The sequence below is a fragment of the Mycolicibacter kumamotonensis genome (assembly GCF_002086285.1).
GTDB classification, from domain to species: Bacteria; Actinomycetota; Actinomycetes; order Mycobacteriales; family Mycobacteriaceae; genus Mycobacterium; species Mycobacterium kumamotonense.
This window is the reverse complement of the sequence record NZ_MVHU01000018.1, coordinates 62,283-79,744: the sequence shown is the minus strand read 5'-3', so window position 1 is coordinate 79,744 and position 17,462 is coordinate 62,283. Positions and strand designations below refer to the sequence as shown.

16 protein-coding genes are annotated in these 17,462 nt (G+C 69.1%); 5 read left to right on the top strand and 11 right to left on the bottom strand.

The window, feature by feature from the left end:
• Entirely contained in the window at positions 1–1,833 is a 1,833-nt protein-coding gene (locus tag BST28_RS13390; protein ID WP_083081373.1) for an N-acyl-D-amino-acid deacylase family protein, read from the bottom strand.
• Between the two features lie 106 nt (positions 1,834–1,939).
• Here BST28_RS13390 and BST28_RS13385 point away from each other — a divergent pair, with 106 nt between their 5' ends.
• Complete coding sequence (locus tag BST28_RS13385; protein ID WP_065288794.1) at positions 1,940–2,773, top strand: serine hydrolase domain-containing protein; 834 nt, start codon at positions 1,940–1,942, stop codon at positions 2,771–2,773.
• Between the two features lie 132 nt (positions 2,774–2,905).
• The gene (locus tag BST28_RS13380; protein ID WP_043337966.1) at positions 2,906–3,418 is read left to right on the top strand and encodes a DUF3145 domain-containing protein; all 513 of its coding nucleotides are present in this window, start codon (positions 2,906–2,908) and stop codon (positions 3,416–3,418) included.
• Positions 3,419–3,450: 32 nt separating this feature from the next.
• Here BST28_RS13380 and BST28_RS13375 read toward each other — a convergent pair whose 3' ends face one another.
• Together BST28_RS13375 and BST28_RS13370 are read right to left on the bottom strand one after the other, a co-directional pair.
• Positions 3,451–4,356 carry a diacylglycerol kinase gene (locus BST28_RS13375; protein WP_065288793.1) on the bottom strand — a complete coding sequence of 302 codons (906 nt, stop codon included), beginning with the start codon at positions 4,354–4,356 and terminating at the stop codon, positions 3,451–3,453.
• A complete protein-coding gene (locus BST28_RS13370) occupies positions 4,353–5,942 on the bottom strand; it encodes an FAD-binding oxidoreductase (protein ID WP_109560697.1) in 1,590 nt (529 codons plus the stop codon). Before BST28_RS13370 ends, BST28_RS13375 begins: the two co-directional genes overlap by 4 nt.
• A 56-nt stretch (positions 5,943–5,998) precedes the next feature.
• On the opposite strand from BST28_RS13370, the gene BST28_RS13365 reads away from it, so the two are divergent.
• A complete protein-coding gene (locus BST28_RS13365; RefSeq protein ID WP_065288791.1) occupies positions 5,999–6,577 on the top strand; it encodes a TetR/AcrR family transcriptional regulator in 579 nt (192 codons plus the stop codon).
• Positions 6,574–8,115, top strand: a complete 1,542-nt coding sequence (locus tag BST28_RS13360) for a glycerol-3-phosphate dehydrogenase/oxidase (protein WP_083081344.1) — start codon at positions 6,574–6,576, stop codon at positions 8,113–8,115. Before BST28_RS13365 ends, BST28_RS13360 begins: the two co-directional genes overlap by 4 nt.
• Position 8,116: 1 nt before the next feature.
• Here the strand turns inward: BST28_RS13360 and BST28_RS13355 are convergent, their stop codons facing one another.
• Both BST28_RS13355 and BST28_RS13350 read right to left on the bottom strand, forming a co-directional pair.
• Positions 8,117–8,683: a methyltransferase family protein gene (locus tag BST28_RS13355; protein ID WP_065288789.1), complete on the bottom strand. Its 567-nt coding sequence runs from the start codon at positions 8,681–8,683 to the stop codon at positions 8,117–8,119.
• A 67-nt stretch (positions 8,684–8,750) separates the two neighbouring features.
• Entirely contained in the window at positions 8,751–9,635 is an 885-nt protein-coding gene (locus tag BST28_RS13350; RefSeq protein ID WP_083081371.1) for a LysR family transcriptional regulator, read from the bottom strand.
• Between the two features lie 104 nt (positions 9,636–9,739).
• Between BST28_RS13350 and BST28_RS13345 the strand changes: the two genes are divergently transcribed.
• Positions 9,740–10,489 carry an SDR family oxidoreductase gene (locus tag BST28_RS13345; protein WP_019736466.1) on the top strand — a complete coding sequence of 250 codons (750 nt, stop codon included), beginning with the start codon at positions 9,740–9,742 and terminating at the stop codon, positions 10,487–10,489.
• A gap of 121 nt (positions 10,490–10,610) precedes the next feature.
• On the opposite strand, the gene BST28_RS13340 is transcribed toward BST28_RS13345, so the two are convergent.
• The 6 genes from BST28_RS13340 to BST28_RS13315 form a co-directional block, all read right to left on the bottom strand.
• The gene (locus BST28_RS13340) at positions 10,611–12,032 is read right to left on the bottom strand and encodes an acyl-CoA carboxylase subunit beta (protein WP_019736465.1); all 1,422 of its coding nucleotides are present in this window, start codon (positions 12,030–12,032) and stop codon (positions 10,611–10,613) included.
• A 44-nt stretch (positions 12,033–12,076) separates the two neighbouring features.
• A complete protein-coding gene (gene kasB / locus BST28_RS13335) occupies positions 12,077–13,345 on the bottom strand; it encodes a 3-oxoacyl-ACP synthase KasB (protein ID WP_065288788.1) in 1,269 nt (422 codons plus the stop codon).
• A 34-nt stretch (positions 13,346–13,379) separates the two neighbouring features.
• Positions 13,380–14,633 (bottom strand): 3-oxoacyl-ACP synthase KasA, encoded by a 1,254-nt coding sequence (kasA, locus tag BST28_RS13330; protein ID WP_065288787.1) that lies wholly within the window; start codon positions 14,631–14,633, stop codon positions 13,380–13,382.
• Between the two features lie 2 nt (positions 14,634–14,635).
• On the bottom strand, positions 14,636–14,938 hold the full coding sequence (acpM, locus tag BST28_RS13325; protein WP_019736462.1) for a meromycolate extension acyl carrier protein AcpM: 303 nt from the start codon (positions 14,936–14,938) through the stop codon (positions 14,636–14,638).
• A gap of 89 nt (positions 14,939–15,027) precedes the next feature.
• A complete protein-coding gene (locus tag BST28_RS13320; protein ID WP_083081342.1) occupies positions 15,028–15,951 on the bottom strand; it encodes an ACP S-malonyltransferase in 924 nt (307 codons plus the stop codon).
• A 185-nt stretch (positions 15,952–16,136) separates the two neighbouring features.
• Positions 16,137–17,444 carry a PucR family transcriptional regulator gene (locus BST28_RS13315; protein WP_065288785.1) on the bottom strand — a complete coding sequence of 436 codons (1,308 nt, stop codon included), beginning with the start codon at positions 17,442–17,444 and terminating at the stop codon, positions 16,137–16,139.
• Between the last annotated feature and the right edge of the window lie 18 nt (positions 17,445–17,462).

Below are 17,462 nucleotides of genomic sequence, written 5' to 3'. Positions count from 1 at the left end.
TTAGGTGCCCGGTGCGGCGCCCTGCGCCGTGGCTTGCGCGGCGACCGCGGGGGTGCGGGTATCGGCGCGCAGGAAGCTTCCGGTGCGTTGTCTGCCGAGGATGTCGGTGGGCCGGCCGTCCAGGAATACCGCACGTCCCGAGACGAACACGGCCGTGACGGTCTGATCGTTGCGGTTGACCATGCGTGACATGCCGCCGTATTGCGCGAAGGGCTCCTCGGCATAGGCGTCCAGCGTGGCGTCGAGATGATCGGGGTCGACGACCAGCACGTCGGCGCGGTCACCGACCCGCAGATGCCCGGCGTCGATCCGATACCAGTCGGCCAGTTCGCCCGTCAGCCGGTGCACCGCCTGCTCGACAGTCAGGAACGGCTGACCTGCCTGCTGGGCGTCGACGACGTGGCGAAGCAACCGCAGGCCCATGTTGTAGAACGCCATGTTGCGCAGGTGCGCGCCGGCATCCGAAAAGCCCATCTGGATGCCCGGCTCCCGGGCGATCTTCTTGAGCACCTCGGGCCGGTGGTTGGAGATCGTGGTGTGCCAACGCAGCGCGGTGCCGTGCTCGAGCACCAGGTCGAGGAACGCGTCAACCGGATGCACTCCGCCACGGTCGATCCCGACCTGACCGAACGACTTGCCGATCACCGACGCGTCGGGGCACTCGACGATCTCGGCGTCGAAGAAGTCGCGGTGCCAGACCCGCGGACCGTACTTGTTCGCGTAATCCTTGCGGAAGCGCCGCCGGTAAGCCTCGTCGCGCATCAGCTTGTCGCGCTCGACGTACTCCCGAAGGTGCAGCGCCTCGGCACCGGAGCCGAACTCTTCGAAGATCACCAGGTCGATGCCATCGGCGTACACCTCGAACGGCACCGGCAGGTGCTGCCAGCGGAAATCAGCGCCCAGCTTGTTCAGCATGCGCGACGCCTTGATCATCGCCGGGATCGCGAGCGGGTTGCTCTTGACATCGGCGGCGGCCAGCAGGCTGGTCTTGAGTGGGCGGCGGAAGATGCCCAGGGCTTGGGCCAGCTGGGAGAGGACGTCGAACGGGTTCTTGACGTCCGGCCCGGCCTGCAGGATCCGCCCGCTGCGGCGCAGTTTCGACTTGAGCCGGCGCAGCTCTTTCGGCTTGGCATACGTCGACGGCAGGGTGCGCGAGCGGCAGGTATCGCCATCGATCTTGTCGAAAAGCAGCTGCTGGGAAGACATTCCGACGAATCCCGCCTGCAGTGCCTCGTCGAGCATCTGCTCCATGCGGGCCTGTTCGGCCGCGGTGGGCCGCACGTCCGCTCGGGTGGCGCGATCGAGCCCCATGATCGCGGTGCGCATGTCCGAATGTCCGATGAACGCGGTCACATTCGGGCCCAGGGGCAGCTGCTCGAGGCTGGCGATGTAGTCCGCACAGCTCGACCAGGTCTTGAACCGATCGATGGTGTCGACCACGTATTGGCGGGGGATGGCCTCCACCCGGCCGAACAGGTTGCCGGCGTCCTCGCCGTCGACGTGGATGGTGGACAGCGAGCAGGAGCCCACCAGCACGGTGGTCACGCCGTGGCGGACCGACTCCGACAGCGAAGGCGCTGCGAGCACCTCGACGTCGTAATGGGTGTGGATGTCGATCAGCCCGGGCAGCACCCATTTGCCGGCGGCGTCGATCACCTGGTCGCAGCCCGTCTCATCGAGCGGTTCGGGGCTGATCGCCGCGATATGCCCGTCGCGGATGCCGATGTTGCGGATCGCCGACGGGGCGCCGGTGCCGTCGAACCACCGGCCGTCGCGTATCACGGTGTCAAAGCTCACGAAGCGTTCCTTTCCAGTGGGGTGCCGTTCCAGCATGGCCCGCGTTGCCGTCGAAGTCTCGACATCGGCGGACATTCGTTCGACCGTCGCGGGCCTGCGCCGTGCCCGGCAGGCTCGCCGGCCGGGGCTAGGCTGACTGCCGATGTCCACAGTTGAAGCCCTCGCCGCCCTCAACGACTGGCCCGTGGATCACGCGGCCGCCGCCGTCATCGGACCACAGGGGGTGCTGGCCAGCCACGGAGACACGTCGCGGCCGTTCTACCTGGCGTCGGTGACCAAGCCGCTGGTGGCTCGGGCGCTGCAGGTCGCGGTCGAAGAGGGCGCTATCGAGCTGGACACCCCGGCCGGGCCACCCGGGGCGACGGTGCGCCACCTGCTGGCGCACGCCTCGGGGCTCTCGGCGGACTCCGATCGGGTCCTGGCCAAGCCGGGCACTCGGCGGGTGTACTCCAACCACGGCTTTGCGGTGCTGGCGCAGGCGGTGCAGAGCGCGTCCGGGATCGAGTTCGGCCGCTACCTGACCGAGGCGGTGTTCGGACCGTTGGGGATGGCGGCCAGCCGGCTGGACGGCGGCGCCGCGGCGGCCGGGTTCGGGGTCACCTCGACCGTCGCCGACCTGGCCGCGTTCGCCGGGGACCTGCTGGCGCCGGTCACGGTGTCGCCGCAACTGCACGCCGAGGCGATCAGCGTGCAGTTTCCCGGGCTGGACGGCGTGTTGCCCGGTTACGGGCCGCAGCGGCCGAACGACTGGGGGCTGGGCTTCGAGATCCGCGACGGCAAGTCGCCGCACTGGACCGGAGCGGCCAACTCGGCGCGGACCTACGGCCATTTCGGCCAGTCAGGCACTCTGATCTGGGCTGATCCCGCGATCGAGCGGGTGCTGGTGGTGCTCACCGACCGCGACTTCGGCGACTGGGTGACGCCCCGGTGGCCGGAGCTGGCCGACGCGGTCGTGTCGCAGTACGGCGGGGACTAGCCAACAGGCGTCTCACGAGGCACAATAGACACATACATCACTAATAACCCGGGAGTTCGCGGCAGCACCGTTCCGCACGGTTCCACCAGGTCGTTGGGGAAGACGTCCCTCGTGGATCCGAAGGAGCAACTGATGCGCGCGACGAATCAATTCGCCGACGTGACCAGCGGCGTGGTGTACATCCACGCGTCGCCCGCGGCGGTGTGCCCGCACGTCGAGTGGGCGCTGACCTCGACGTTGAATGCTCAGGCCAAGCTCAACTGGACGCCACAACCGGCCATGCCGGGACAGCTGCGCGCGGTGGTCAACTGGGTCGGGCCGGTGGGCACCGGCGCTCGGCTGGCCAGTGCGCTGCGCTCCTGGTCGGTGCTGCGCTTCGAGGTCACCGAAGACCCCAGCGCCGGGGTCGACGGCCAGCGGTTCAGCCACACTCCGCAGCTGGGGTTGTGGAGCGGAGCGATGAGCGCCAACGGTGACGTGATGGTCGGTGAGAATCGCCTGCGCACGATGATGGCCGCCGGCGCCGACGCGCTGGCCGCCGAGCTGGAAACCGTGTTGGGCACCGCCTGGGACGAGGCGCTGGAGGCCTTCCGCGACGGCGGCGACGGCGCGGAGGTGTCCTGGCTCAGCCGCGGCGTGGGCTGAGTCCCTACCGCTTGCGGGGGACTGCTCGCGCGTTAGGGGCGACGCAGGATCTGCAGCGCGCCCGGCACCGCCGACACCGTCACCGGCAGTGGGGCGACGAAGTCGCCGTCGGCGTAGGCGTTGATGCCCGGGCACTCCACCCGTATTGAGGCGGCCCGCCGGGTGCTCACCTCGTCCAGGCTCACATGGGTGCCCTTGAACACGGTGGGGAACAGCCGGATCAGCTTGGTCCGTGACCCCGAATGCACCATCGTGACGTCGAGCAGCCCGTCGCTGTGGTCGGCTCCCGGACAGATCTGCATGCCGCCGCCGTAACTGCGGGTGTTGCCGAACGCCGCCAGCGTCAGGTCGACCTCGAGTGGCTCGTCGTCGTCGAAGGTCAGCCGGAACGGCAGCAGCCGCAGCTTGGAGATCTCGGCCACCATGGCCAGGTTGTAGCGCATCCGGCCGTGCGGCCAGCGCATCCGGTTGACGCGGTCGCTGACCAGTGAGTCGAATCCCGCCGCCATCACGGTGCCGAACCAGGACGGGGCGGCGTTGTCGGGGGCGATATGGCCGAGGTCGACCGTCTCCGTCCACCCGTCGACGACGACATCGGCGGCCGCCTCGGGATCGCCGGTGGGCAGACCATATTCGCGGGCGTGATCGTTTCCCGTGCCGGCCGGCACGATGCCCAGCGGCACCTCACCGAGCGCCAGCGCCTGCAGCGCCAGCGAGATGACGCCGTCGCCGCCGGCCACCACCACCGCGTCGGTGCCCGCCGCCAGTGCCTCGTCGAGCAGCTGGCGCGCCTGGCGGGCATCGGCGCCGACGAGGTGGTTGACGTCCACGCCGCGCTGCTGGAAGCGGGCCAGTGCCCGCTCGGCCGCGTGTCGTGCGTTGCCGTGCCCGGCCGCCGGATTGGTCAACAAGGTGACCCGGCTGATGGAGCGCGTCACGGGATCAGCTTGCCGGGGTTGAGAATTCCCGCCGGATCCAGGGTGGCCTTGACCGCCCGCAGCACCTGCACACCGAGCTCGCCCACCTCGTCGCGCATCCACGGCCGGTGGTCGGCGCCGACGGCATGGTGGTGGGTGATGGTGCCCCCGTTGCGCATGATCGCTTCGCTTGCAGCGGTTTTCGCCGCGCGCCACTGCTCGATCGGGTTGCCGCGCTGCCCGGCGACGACGGTGAAGTACAGTGACGCGCCGGTCGGGTAGACGTGCGAGATGTGGCACAACACCAGCGCGGGCGTGCCGCTGTCGGTCAGCGCGGTGGTCAGTGCCTCGGTCACGGCGGTCTTGAGTGCCGCGATGTTGGACCAGCTGGTGGCGGTCTCCAGCGTCTCGCACAGCGCCCCGGCGGCCAGCAGCGAATCCCGCAGGTAGGGCGCGGCGAACCGGCCGTGCTCCCAGGCGCGTGCCGGCTCTTCGCCCAGTGAGGTGCCGCCGTGGGCGGTCAGCACCGCGCGGGTCTCGGCGTGCCGGCTCTCGGTGTGCTCGGCGGTTCCCTCGAACAGCGTGATCGCCAGGCAGCCTCCGGTGATCTGCTGTTCGCCGATCTGCTCGGTGCTGGCCAGGTTCACCCCGGTCTCGGCCTCGTCGGAGAGCCGGACGACGGTTGCGCCGGTGCCGGTCTGGGTGATCGCCCGCAGTGCGGCGGCGCCGGTGGCGAAGTCCGGGAACGACCACGCCTCGTAGCGGGTGGTCGCCGGCGCCGGATGCACCCGCACCCGCACCCGGGTGATGACGCCGAAGACGCCCTCCGAGCCGACCAGCAGCTGGCGCAGGTCCGGTCCGGCCGCCGACGCCGGGGCGCGTCCGGGGTCCAGCACCCCGGCGGGGGTGATCATCCGCAGCCCGCGGACCATGTCGTCGAACCGGCCGTAGCCCGCCGAATCCTGGCCCGAGGAGCGGGTGGCGGCAAATCCGCCGAGGGTGGCGAACTGGAAGCTCTGCGGGAAGTGGCCGAGCGAGAAGCCGCGCTCGCCGAGCAGTCGTTCGGCGTCCGGCCCGGTGACCCCGGCGCCGAACTCGGCCTCTCCGGAGACCTCGTCGAGGCTGATCAGTTCATCGAAGCGTCGCAGGTCCAGCGAGACCACGGCGGTGAAGTCGCCGCGCAGCGGGTCGAGGCCCCCGACGACGCTGGTGCCGCCGCCGAACGGGACCACCGCGATGCCGTGCTCGCTGCAGTAGCGCAAGATCTCGGTGATCTGGTCTTCACCGTCGGGACCGCCGGGCAACAGCACCGCATCAGGTGCGTCTTGGACGCCGGATTCGTTGCGGCGCAAAAGGTCCAGGGTGGACTTTCCGCCGGCGCGCAAGAGCCGGCCGGGCTGGTCGACCCGGCAGAACTCCGCACCGACGATCGCCGCCAGGGCGCGGCGGTCGGCATCGGCGAGTGCCGACGGCCGCAGCGGCACCTGGGCGGGGTCGGCTTCGGCGGCATCGGAGCCCTCGATGCCCAGGGCGGCCTTCAACAGCTGGCGGATGCCGTCGGACAGCGGTTTGGCCGCCGCGGGATCGCCCCAGGCGTTCCACTTCATCGGGGGAATGAGGACATCCTGGGCGTCGGACGGAGTCATGCGTTACAGTATTACATATGCTGTCAACCAGTAATGATGAGCAGCTCGGGGTGGGGGACCGGATCCTCGACGCCGCGGCGAGCTGTCTGCTCGCGCTCGGAGTCGAGCGGGTGACGTTGGCGGCCATCGCCCGCCGCGCCGGTGTCAGCCGGCCCACCGTCTATCGGCGCTGGCGCGACAGCCGAGCGGTGATCGCCGCGCTGCTCACCGCCCGGGTCACCGACGCTTGGACGGGGCTGGCGCCCCGCGGCACCGGACGCGAGGCCCTGGTCGACCGGATCGTCGGGGTAGCCGCGCGGCTGCGTCGCGACGAGGTGGTCATGCAGGTGCTGCATCACGCGCCCGACCTGGCGATGGTCTACATCGCCGAGCGAATGGGCGCCAGCCAACGGCGCCTGGTCGACCTGGTCGGCACCGAGCTCGCCAATGCCCAGGGCGGCGGCGGTGTCCGGACGGGTGACCCGCGTCAGCTCGCCGCGATGTGCCTGCTGATCACCCAGTCGGCGATCCAGTCGGCACAGATCGTCGCGCCGATTCTGGATGAGGACGCACTGGCCGCCGAACTGACCTACGCGCTGAACAGGTACCTGTCGTGATAGCCGACGCGGCGCTCAACGCCGCCCGCCGCACCGCCGAGCTGACGGCCCTGGCCGACGGCGCCCCCGTCGACGTCGTCGTGATCGGCGGTGGGATCACCGGCGCCGGCATCGCCCTGGACGCCGCCACCCGCGGATTGCGGGTGGTGCTGGTCGAAAAGCACGACCTGGCGTTCGGCACCAGCCGGTGGAGCTCCAAACTCGTGCACGGTGGGCTGCGCTACCTGGCGACCGGCAACGTGGGCATCGCCCGACGCAGCGCCATCGAGCGCGGAATCCTGATGACCCGCAACGCACCTCATCTGGTGCGAGCGATGCCGCAGCTGGTGCCGTTGCTGGGGTCGATGCGCGGGCGCGACCGGGCGCTGGTGCGTGCCGGCTTTCTCGCCGGTGACGCGCTGCGTCGGCTGGCGCACACGCCGGCGACGGTGTTGCCCCGCTCGCAACGGATCTCGCGCGAACAGGTCATCGACTTGGCGCCGACGGTACGTCGCGACGGCCTGGACGGCGGGCTGCTGGCCTACGACGGGCAGTTGATCGACGACGCCCGGTTGGTCACGGCGGTGGCCCGCACCGCGGCCCAGCACGGTGCGACGATCCTCAGCTACGTGGCCGCGTCAGCGGCCACCGGCGAGTCGGTTCGGCTGACCGACCAACTCTCCGCCGAGTCCTTCGACGTCACCGCGCGGGCTGTCATCAACGCGACCGGGGTGTGGGCCGCCGACATCGACCCCGGATTGCGGCTGCGGCCGAGCCGCGGCACCCACCTGGTGTTCGACGCCTCCGCTTTCGGCCACCCGACCGCGGCGCTGACCGTACCGATACCGGGGGAGCTGAACCGGTTCGTCTTCGCCATGCCCGAACAGCTCGGCCGGGTCTATCTGGGGCTCACCGACGAAGAGGCGCCCGGACCGATTCCCGATGTGCCGCAACCTACTACAGAAGAAGTGTCCTTCCTGCTGGACACCGTCAACAGGGCGCTGGGCGCCGCAGTCGATGTCGGTGACGTGATCGGCTCCTATGCGGGTCTGCGCCCGCTGATCGACACCGGGCAGGGCCGCACCGCCGACGTCTCGCGCAACCATGCCGTCGTCGAATCGGAGTCCGGGGTGCTCAGCGTTATCGGCGGCAAACTGACCGAGTACCGGCATATGGCCGAAGACGTCCTGGACCGGGCGGTGCGAACGCGGGCGCTGCGCGCCACACCCTGCCGCACCCGCGACCTGCCGCTGGTGGGCGCGCCGAACAACCCGGTGTCTTCGGCGGTGCCCGCGCCGCGGGCGCTACCCGAATCCCTGGTGGCACGCTACGGCGCGGAAGCGGCCAACGTGCTCGCCACCGCCACCTGCCGGCGACCGGATGACCCGGTAGCCGAGGGGATCGACGTGATCCGCGCCGAGTTCGAGTACGCGGTCAGCCACGAGGGTGCCCTCAGTGTCGACGACATCTTGGATCGCCGCACCCGGATCGGGCTGGTGGCCGCCGACCGGGAGCGGGTGGTCGAGGTGGCGCGCGAGTTCGTCGCGGCCACCGATTGAGTCACAGGTACCGGCGGACGCGGCCGCAGTATTCGGCGTACTCCCGGCCGTAGTGCCCACGCATGAAGGCTTCCTCCCGCAGCACCTGACGGTTGAACAGCCATACCCCGGCCAGCAGGTAGATCAACGGAATCCAGGTGGGAAACACGAGGAACTCACCGAGCAGCACCAAGCCGAATCCGACGTAGATGGGGTTGCGGCTGACGGCGAACACCCCCGACGTCACCAGCTTGTCCGGGCGCTCGGTGTCGATGCCCACCCGGAAACTGGTGCCGAAGGCGACCAGGCTCAGCACCACCATTGCCAGGCCGGCGAAGCAGAATGCCACCCCGATCCAGTCGATGGCAGCGGAGGTGAAGAACGGTTCGGAGCCGACCAGCGGCCATCCGAAGGCGTCGGCGAAGACCACGTAGAAGTAGACCAGCGCGAAGGGCGGAATCAGAAAGTCCTTGTTGTCCATGCTTCCGAAATGCATGGCGTGGGTTCCGCTGCGCCGCAGCACGATCAGGCGGGTGAGGACCAGCACGGGACACAAGGCGAGTACCAGGGCGGCCAGATACGCGGGCATCGCACTCCATCCGGATGAAGCAAGAAATTCATCGCATGATGAATTGTGGAGCTCCGGGTGCTGGTTGTCAAGGACGGCAGCGCAGAATCAGGTCCCGCACCGCCGAACCGGTGTGCGGTTGCCACAGCGCCTGCAGGGGCACCAGCAGCGGTTCGGCGACATCGATCACGGTGACGGCGCCGTCGACGGCCGGACCCGGCGGGGCGGTGACGAACGCGGCGGCGTCCTCGGTGATCGCGGCGACCTCGGGCGGGCAGCCCTGCACCCGGCTGACCCGGTACTGGGGTTCGAAGCCGGCGCGCCGGCAGGCGTTGATCAGAAAGTCGCTGTAGTACGATTCCCCGGGCGGTGCCCACAGTGCAATGAATTCACCGGCCAGGTCGGCCATGGCGAGGTGGGTGCGTCCGGCCAGTGGATGGTCGCTGCGCACCGCGACACGCAGTGTGTCGTAACGGATCACCGTTGTGGCGAGCCGCTCCTGAGGCACCACTCCGCGGCGCAAGCCCAAGTGCACGGAGCCGTCGCGGACCCCGGCGACCAGCTGGTCGGGGAACATCTGCCGCACGGTGAACGAGGTGCTGGGCGCTTCGGCGATCGCGGGTTCGATGAGCGCGTAGACGTCATGGTTGGTGATCGCAGGGGAGTGGCCCACCACGAACTCATCCGGTTTGGCGCTGGCCGCAGCCTGGGTGTGTTGGGTGATCGTCCGGGCCGCCGCCAACAGGGTGCGCCCCTCATCGAGCAGCGTCTGGCCCGCGGCGGTGAGCGAGATGCGCCGCCCGGAGCGCACCAGCAGCGTCGCTCCGAGGTCCTTCTCGAGCTGGCGGACGGAGCTGGACAGCGCCTGCTGGGACAGGTGCAGCTGCGCAGCAGCCCGGGTGAAACCGGAGGCGTCCACGACGGCGATGAAATGGCTCAGCCGGCGCAGATCGGGGACGGTGCACACCGACACCACACTAGCCACAAGTGATAGTTGTTGAAAAGTCGCAAATTGGTGTTTCTCATTTGTGTGTTTGCCGACTAGCTTCGGGAATCCGAGACAGGAGGGACAACCCAATGAGCAAACTTGCGGGCAAATCGGCGGTCGTTGCGGCCGGGGCCAAGAACCTGGGCGGCCTGATCAGCACCACGCTGGCGAGCAGCGGCGTCAACGTCGCGGTGCACTACAACAGCGACAGTTCCGAACCCGACGCCGACAAGACCGTCGCCGCGGTGCAGGCCGCCGGCGCCAAGGCGATCAAGGTCCAAGGCGACCTGACCCGCCCGGCCAATGTCACCGCGCTGTTCGACGCCGCCGTGGATGCATTCGGCGGGGTGGACTTCGCGGTCAACACCGTCGGAAAGGTGTTGCGCAAGCCCGTGCTGGAAACCACTGAGGCCGAATATGATTCGATGTTCGACATCAACTCCAAGTCGGCGTATTTCTTCCTGCAGCAGGCCGGCAGGCGGCTCAACGACAACGGTTCGGTGGTGACGATCGTGACCGCACTGCTGGGCGCGTTCACCGACGGCTACTCCACTTACGCGGGCTCCAAGAGCCCGGTGGAGCACTTCACCCGGGCCGCGGCCAAGGAGTTCGGCGCTCGGGGCATCAACGTCAACAGCGTTGCCCCGGGCCCGATGGACACCCCGTTCTTCTACCCGCAGGAGACCCCGGAGCGGGTGGAGTTCCACAAGTCGCAGGGGATGGGCAACCGACTGACCCGCATCGAGGACATCGCCCCGCTGGTGGCGTTCCTGCTCGACGGCGGGCACTGGATCACCGGCCAGACCATCTTCGCCAACGGCGGCTACACCACGCGGTAGGCCACTAGGGGGACTTGGCGAGACCAGGGGCACTTGGGGGCGAGCAGACGCAAAATCGCACTGCCGCACGGCAGTTTGTGCGATTCTGCGTCTGCTCGCGGGAGAATCCTCGCGCGAGAAATTACAGCGGGATGTTCTTGTGGCGGCCGCGGCGGGCGGGGGCCTCGGCCAGTGCCTGGGTGATCTTGCCGCGGGTGTGCGACGGGTCGATCTTCTCGTCGACCACACCGATGTCGATGGCGCTGTCCACCCCGCCGGCGATCCGCTCGTGCTCGGCCGCCAGCTCCTCGTGCAGCGCGTCCCGCTCGTGATCGGGCGCGGCGGCCAGCTTCTTCTTGTGCAGAATGCCGACCGCGGCCTTGGCGCCCATCACCGCGACCTCGGCGTCCGGCCAGGCGAACACCTTGGTGGCGCCCAAGGATCGGGAGTTCATCGCGATGTAGGCCCCGCCGTAGGTCTTGCGGGTGACCAGCGTGACCCGGGGGACGGTGGCCTCGCCGAACGCGTGCAGCAGCTTGGCGCCGCGGCGCACCACGCCGCCCCACTCCTGGCCGACCCCCGGCAGATAGCCCGGCACGTCGACGATCACGATCAGCGGAATCCCGAACGCGTCGCACAGCCGCACGAAACGTGCCGCCTTCTCGGCGCTTTCGGAGTTCAGGCAGCCGCCCAGCCGCAGCGGGTTGTTGGCCAGCACGCCGACGGTGCGACCCGACAGCCGGCCCAGCCCGACCACCATCGACGGCGCCCACTTGGCCTGGAACTCGTCGAACGGGGCGTCGGAGTCCAGCAGCCCGTGCACCAGCGGATGCACGTCGTAGGCGCGCCGCGCCGACTCCGGCAGCAGTGCGTGCAGGTCGATCTCGCCGGCCTCGGCCTTGTTGCGGTCGAAATGACCCTGCTGGCAGAACAACCCGACCAGGCGGCGGCCCCGCTCGTAGGCGTCGAGTTCGTCGTCGGCGACGATGTGGCACACACCCGACTTCTTGTGGTGGGTGTCGGGGCCGCCGAGGGCGGCCATGTCGACGTCCTCACCGGTGACGCTGCGCACCACGTCGGGACCGGTGACGAAGACCCGCCCCTCCGGGGCCATCACGATGACGTCGGTCAGCGCCGGACCGTAGGCGGCGCCGCCGGCGGCGAAGCCGACCACCACCGAGATCTGCGGGACGTAGCCCGAAGCCCGGATCATGGCCTCGAAGACCCGCCCCACCGCGTGCAGGGCGCGCACCCCTTCGGCCAGCCGGGCTCCACCGGAGTGCCACAGACCCACGATCGGGCTCTGCTCGGCGATCGCGGTGTCGTAGGCGTTGACGATGTGGTCGCAGCCGTCGATGCCCATCGCACCGCCCATCACGGTGCCGTCGGTGCAGAACGCAATGGTGCGCACCCCGTTGACCTCACCGACCGCGGCCAGCACGCCCGAGCGGTCCCGCTCGTGCAGCAGTTCCACGGTGCCGTCGTCGAAGAACGTCGACAGCCGCAGCAGGGGATCGCGCGGATCGAGTGATTCGCCCACCGTTTCGGGAGCCATGGTCGTCATCGCGCGTCTCCTTGTCGTTTCATGCTTGGGCCGCTGTGCGGCCGTCAGTACCGGCCGAAGACGAGCGCGACGTTGTGCCCGCCGAATCCGAACGAGTTGTTGATCGCGTACTGGTAGTTGCCCGGTCGGGCTTCGCCCGACACCACGTCCAGGTCGATCTCGGGGTCAAGATTCTTCAGGTTCAGGGTCGGCGGGATGACCTGGTCGCGCAACGTGAGCACGGTCAGGATGGATTCCGCCGCGCCGGCCGCCCCCACCGAGTGCCCCAGTGCCGACTTGGGCGCGTAGACCGCGGCGCCGCCGCCGCCCTTGCCCAGCGCGTTGTCGATGGCGTGGGATTCGGCGATGTCACCGACCGTCGTGGCGGTGGCGTGGGCGTTGATGTGGTCGATGTCGCCCGGGGTCAGCCCGGCCAACTCGATCGCCCGCTTCATCGCGTGGGCGGCCTGCTCACCATTCGGGTCGGGGGCCACGATGTGGTAGCCGTCGGAGGTGACGGCACCACCCATGATCCGCGCGATGATGTTGGCGCCGCGGGCCTTTGCGTGCTCTTCGGTCTCGATCACCAGCAGGGCGCCGGCCTCGCCGAACACGAACCCGTCGCGGTCACGGTCGAACGGACGGCAGGCACCGGCCGGGTCATCGTTGTTCGTCGACATCACGATGCGCATCTGGGCGAAGCCGGCGATCGGCACCGCCTCGATGCGCTGTTCCACCCCGCCGCAGATCGCGATGTCGGCTTCGCCGAGCACGATCTGCTGCCAGGCCCGGGCAATGCCCTCCGACCCCGACGCGCACGCCGAAATCGACGTGAGCACCCCGGCTTTGGCCTTGCGGTCCAAGCCGATCGTGGCCGCGGCCGCATTGGGCATGTACTTCTGCACGGTCAGCGGCGAGACCGCTCTGAGCCCCCGCTCTCGCATGTCGTCGTAGGCGAAGACCAGTTCCTCGGTGGAACCCAGACCGGTGCCGACCGACACCATCAGGCGCGTGGTGTCGACCTCGGGCGAGCCGGCGTGGTCCCACGCTCGCCGGCTCAGCACCAATGCCACCTTCTGCAGATAGGACAACCGGCGCAGCTCGGTCCGACTGAGCCCTTCGTCGAAGGACTCGGGCGTCTCGACGAGATGCCCGCCGATGCGGACCGGCAGGTCAAACTCGTCGACGAACGAATCGGTGAGCTTGCGGATGCCGCTCTGGCCGTCCAGCAGCCGTTTCCAGGTCTCTTCCGCATCCGCGGCCAATGGTGACGTCAAGGCGAAGCCGGTGACGACGACGTTAGGTAAACCGTTTCCTGTGGCCAGCGTTGACATGGCTGTTGCGAACTTCCCTCTCTTGGTACTGGTGTCAGTACCGCCCGAAGGCGAGCGCGACGTTGTGCCCACCGAATCCGAATGAGTTGTTGATGGCGTACTTGTAGTCGCCGTAGCGAGGCTCGCCCGCGACGATGTCGAGGTCGATCTCGGGGTCCGGCGTCTCGTAGTTCAGCGTCGGCGGGATGACCCCGTCACGCAGCGTGAGCACCGTGAGCACCGACTCCAGCGCACCGACCGCACCGATGGAGTGGCCGAGTGCCGACTTGGGCGCGTACACCGCGGCGTGCTCGCACCCGGCTTCCCGGATCGCGTTCGCCTCGGCCGTGTCGCCGATCGGAGTGGCCGTTCCGTGCGCGTTGATGTGGTCGACGTCCTTGGCGGACAGCCCCGCCAACTCCAGCGACCGCGTCATCGCCCGGCCGGCCCGCTTGCCGTCGGGTCCCGGCGCCACCATGTGGAAGGCGTCGGAGGTGATCCCGGCGCCCATCAGCCGCGCCAGTGGCTTGGCGCCGCGGGCCTTGGCGTGCTCCTCGGTCTCGATGATCATCATCGCGCCGGCCTCACCGAACACGAAGCCGTCCCGGTTCTTGTCGAACGGCCGCGACGCGCCCTCGGGGTCGTCGTTGCGGGTCGACATCGCGCGCATCATCGAGAACGCCGCGATCGGCAGTGCCTCGATGCCGCCTTCGACACCGCCGCAGACCGCGAAGTCCGCGTCGCCCATGACGATCTGACGCCACGCGTGCGCGATCGCCTCCGAACCCGACGAACAGGCCGACACCGGGGTGATGACCCCGGCGCGAGCACCCAGTTGCAGGCCGACCACCGCGGCGGCGCCGTTGGGCATGATCATCTGAACGGCCAGCGGCGACACCTTGCGGGGGCCGCCCTCGTTCATCAGGTCATAGGTCTCGACGATCTTCTCGCCGCCGCCCAGGCCGGTGCCGATCACCACGGTGAACCGGTCCGGGTCCACCTCGGGCGAGCCGGCGTTCTCCCACAGTCGGGTGCCGAGCAGCTTGGCCATCCGCTGGACGTAGGACATGCGCCGCATGTCCAGCCGGCCCATGTGGTCGTCGACGGGATCCTTCAGGTGCCCGCCGATCTTGACCGGCAGGTCCCACTTGGTGACGAAGTCGTCTTCGAGGACGTGAATTCCGCTCTCGCCGGCCAGCAGACCTTTCCACGTACTCTCGATGTCCGCCCCGACCGATGTTGTGGCCTCAACGGCGGTTACCACCACACTGGGGTAACCGCCGTTGGCCGTCGAAGGCTGAGAGGACACGGTCAGTTGCTTTCCGAGGAGAACTTCTCGCGCAGCGCGGCGGCAGCCTCGGGGTTCTCGGCCTCGAGCTTCTGGATGTAGCCGACCACGTCGCCGACGGTACGCAGACCCGCGAGGTCTTCGTCGGGGATCTTGACGCCGTACTTGTCTTCGGTCTGCACGGCGATCTCCACCATCGACAGCGAGTCGATGTCCAGGTCGTCGACGAAGGACTTCTCGACGGTGACCTCGCTCGGCTCGATACCGGTCACCTCTTCGATGATCTCGGCGAGACCGGCGATGATTTCTTCCTGACTGGCAGGCACAGTGTGTTCCCTTCGGTTGGTTCCGCACGGGGTGTGCGGCTTGATTACTGCATATCTCGTTGTGCAGGTTGGAGCGGGCCGAAAAAGGGTTAGAACTCGGGGAGCCCGTCCAGATCCGCGGGGGATTTGACGGCGTGCGTCGGGGTCCCCCGAAGTTCGCGTTTGGCGATTCCGGCCAGGGTTCCCGCGGGCGGGAATTCCACGATCGCCGTGACTCCGCGGGAGCGGAGCGTCTCGGTGCACAGGTCCCAGCGCACCGGCCTGGTCAGCTGCGCGACCAGTTGATCCATCGCCACGGCTGCCGATGCCACCGGCTGCCCGTCGCGGTTGGACAACAGTGTGGCGGTGGGCTCCGATGTCGTGACCTGCGCCGCCGCGGCGGAGTAGGCCTCCAGCGCCGGAGCCATGTACTGGGTGTGGAACGCACCCGCTGTGGCCAGCTTACGCACCCGCGCCTTGGCGGGCGGGTCCTCGGCGAGTTTGTCCAATGCGGTCAGCGGACCGGCCGCGACGATCTGGCCGACAGCGTTGCGGTTGGCCGGGGTCAGGTCGAGCTGCTCGAGGCGGGTCAGCACCTCGGCTTCGTCACCGCCCAGCACCGCCGCCATGCCGGTCGGCTCGAGCGCGCAGGCCTTGGCCATCTCGCGGCCGCGGGTGGTGGCCAGCATGACGGCGTCGTCGGCGGAGATCACGCCCGCAATGGCGTAGGCGGCGATCTCACCCACGGAGTGGCCGGCCACGATGACGTCGTCGCCGCTGACCGGGCCGTTGCGACGCTTGGCCAGCTCGCCGTAGGCGAGCAGGGTCGCCGCCACCACCAGCGGCTGGGTCACCGCCGTGTCGGTGATCTCCTCGGCGCCCGCGGTGGTGCCCAGCGCGACCAGATCCAGGCCGCTGATCTCCGACCAGGCGGCCAGCTGGGCCCGGGCTGCGTCGGAATCGGACCCCTCGAGCCACGGCGACAGCATGCCGGGGGTCTGCGATCCCTGTCCGGGAGCGAGCAACGCAATCACGTCTTTAAGAGAACATTGTGAAGCGCGATTTGCAGGATGTCCTAGATTATGAACATTGTCTTATGTTTTTGTGGAACCCCTACAAAACAGCCACTCGATGCGACATGTTCGATACCGTCCTGCGACAACTGCCCGGGCGGCGGTGGGCCCAGCGGCGGCCTCCCGGCTTCCCCGCCGCACCCGCGTCAGCCGACCTGATGCTCATCGGGTATAGGCGCTGTCGCCGGTGGCGCGGCGTATGGCGCCTGTGCGCTGCTGAAGCTGGCATGTTGCGCCTGATTGGCCAGCCGGCCGACGGTGGCGGCCACCCGCAGCACATAAGCGTCGCGGGGCTGGGTGGGATCGCGTCCGGTGAAGTCGGCGATCCGCTTGAGCCGGTAACGGACGGTGTTTGGATGAACGAACAACTTCCGCGAACACGCCTCGATGGCGCCGCCACAGTCCAGGTAGGCGTCCAGCGTCTCCGTCAGTGCCGGTCCGGCCTCGGCCAGGGGCCGCATCACGTCGGTGTGCAGCGCGGCGATCGCCGAGGGGTCCCCGATCAGGGCCCGCTCGGGCAGCAGTTCGCGGGCGAGCACCGGACGCGGCGCCCCGGTCCAGCCGACGACGGCGTTCATACCCGAGATCGCCTCGCTGGCACTGTGGTAGGCCGCGGTCAGCGTCGGCGCGGTCGGCCCGATCACCACCGGCCCGTCGGAGAACGCGCCGAGCAGGTCGGCGAGGAACTTCTGGGTCGGCGACAGCGGGCCGGACACGATCGCCACCAGCCAGGTGCCGTGTACGTCGGTCAGCGCCGCCCGGCCGTGGCGTTCGGCGACGTCGCGGACGTCCTGGCTGGCCTTCTGCCCGGAGAAGGCGTCCGGGCCGGGTGGCGCGGTGCCCACCACGACCGTGGCCGGTGCGGTGGTGTCCCAGTTCAGTGCCGCCGCCCGGCTCAGCAGCTCCGGCCCGGTGTCACCGCGCACCACGGCATCGACCACGCTGGCCTCCATCCGGGAATCCCAGGTGCCCCGGGCCTCGGCGGCGTCGGCGTAGGCGGACGCGGCGGTGAAGGCCAGGTCGCGGCTGTACTTGAGGATGCCCACCGTCAGCGCGGTCACCTGCTCCTCGGAGCGCGCCAGCATCGGCACGACCTCCTCGAAGAACTCCATGGTGACCCGCACCATGTCCACGGTGTGGCGCAGCGCGATGTGCCGGGTGAGCTCTTGCGGCACCAGCTCGAAGGCCTGCGCGGTGTGGCTGACGTTGCCGTGCGGATCGTGCATCCACTCGGCGAAATTGACCACCGCGGTCTGCACCACCAGCGCGACGCTGGCGCGCTGAGAGGCCTCCAGGTCGCCGAAGAACGGCAGCCGTTCGCCCATCGCCGACACCGCCTCGGTGGCCAGTCGGCCCGAATAGTGCTTGAGCCTGCGCAGCAGGGTGTCCGGGACGGTGCTGAGCAGGTCCAGGGTGGACCGGGGCAGGACCTGGCCCCCGCTGTTGTCGACCATCCCTAAAAGCTACGCCAG

Bases quoted from the DNA above. Each gene is read 5' to 3' on its own strand.
- BST28_RS13390 (WP_083081373.1), bottom strand. From the start codon at position 1,833: ATGCTGGAACGGCACCCCACTGGAAAGGAACGCTTCGTGAGCTTTGAC.
- BST28_RS13385 (WP_065288794.1), top strand. From the start codon at position 1,940: ATGTCCACAGTTGAAGCCCTCGCCGCCCTCAACGACTGGCCCGTGGAT.
- BST28_RS13380 (WP_043337966.1), top strand. From the start codon at position 2,906: ATGCGCGCGACGAATCAATTCGCCGACGTGACCAGCGGCGTGGTGTAC.
- BST28_RS13370 (WP_109560697.1), bottom strand. From the start codon at position 5,942: ATGAAGTGGAACGCCTGGGGCGATCCCGCGGCGGCCAAACCGCTGTCC.
- BST28_RS13365 (WP_065288791.1), top strand. From the start codon at position 5,999: ATGCTGTCAACCAGTAATGATGAGCAGCTCGGGGTGGGGGACCGGATC.
- BST28_RS13355 (WP_065288789.1), bottom strand. From the start codon at position 8,683: ATGCCCGCGTATCTGGCCGCCCTGGTACTCGCCTTGTGTCCCGTGCTG.
- BST28_RS13345 (WP_019736466.1), top strand. From the start codon at position 9,740: ATGAGCAAACTTGCGGGCAAATCGGCGGTCGTTGCGGCCGGGGCCAAG.
- BST28_RS13340 (WP_019736465.1), bottom strand. From the start codon at position 12,032: ATGACGACCATGGCTCCCGAAACGGTGGGCGAATCACTCGATCCGCGC.
- kasB (WP_065288788.1), bottom strand. From the start codon at position 13,345: ATGTCAACGCTGGCCACAGGAAACGGTTTACCTAACGTCGTCGTCACC.
- BST28_RS13315 (WP_065288785.1), bottom strand. From the start codon at position 17,444: ATGGTCGACAACAGCGGGGGCCAGGTCCTGCCCCGGTCCACCCTGGAC.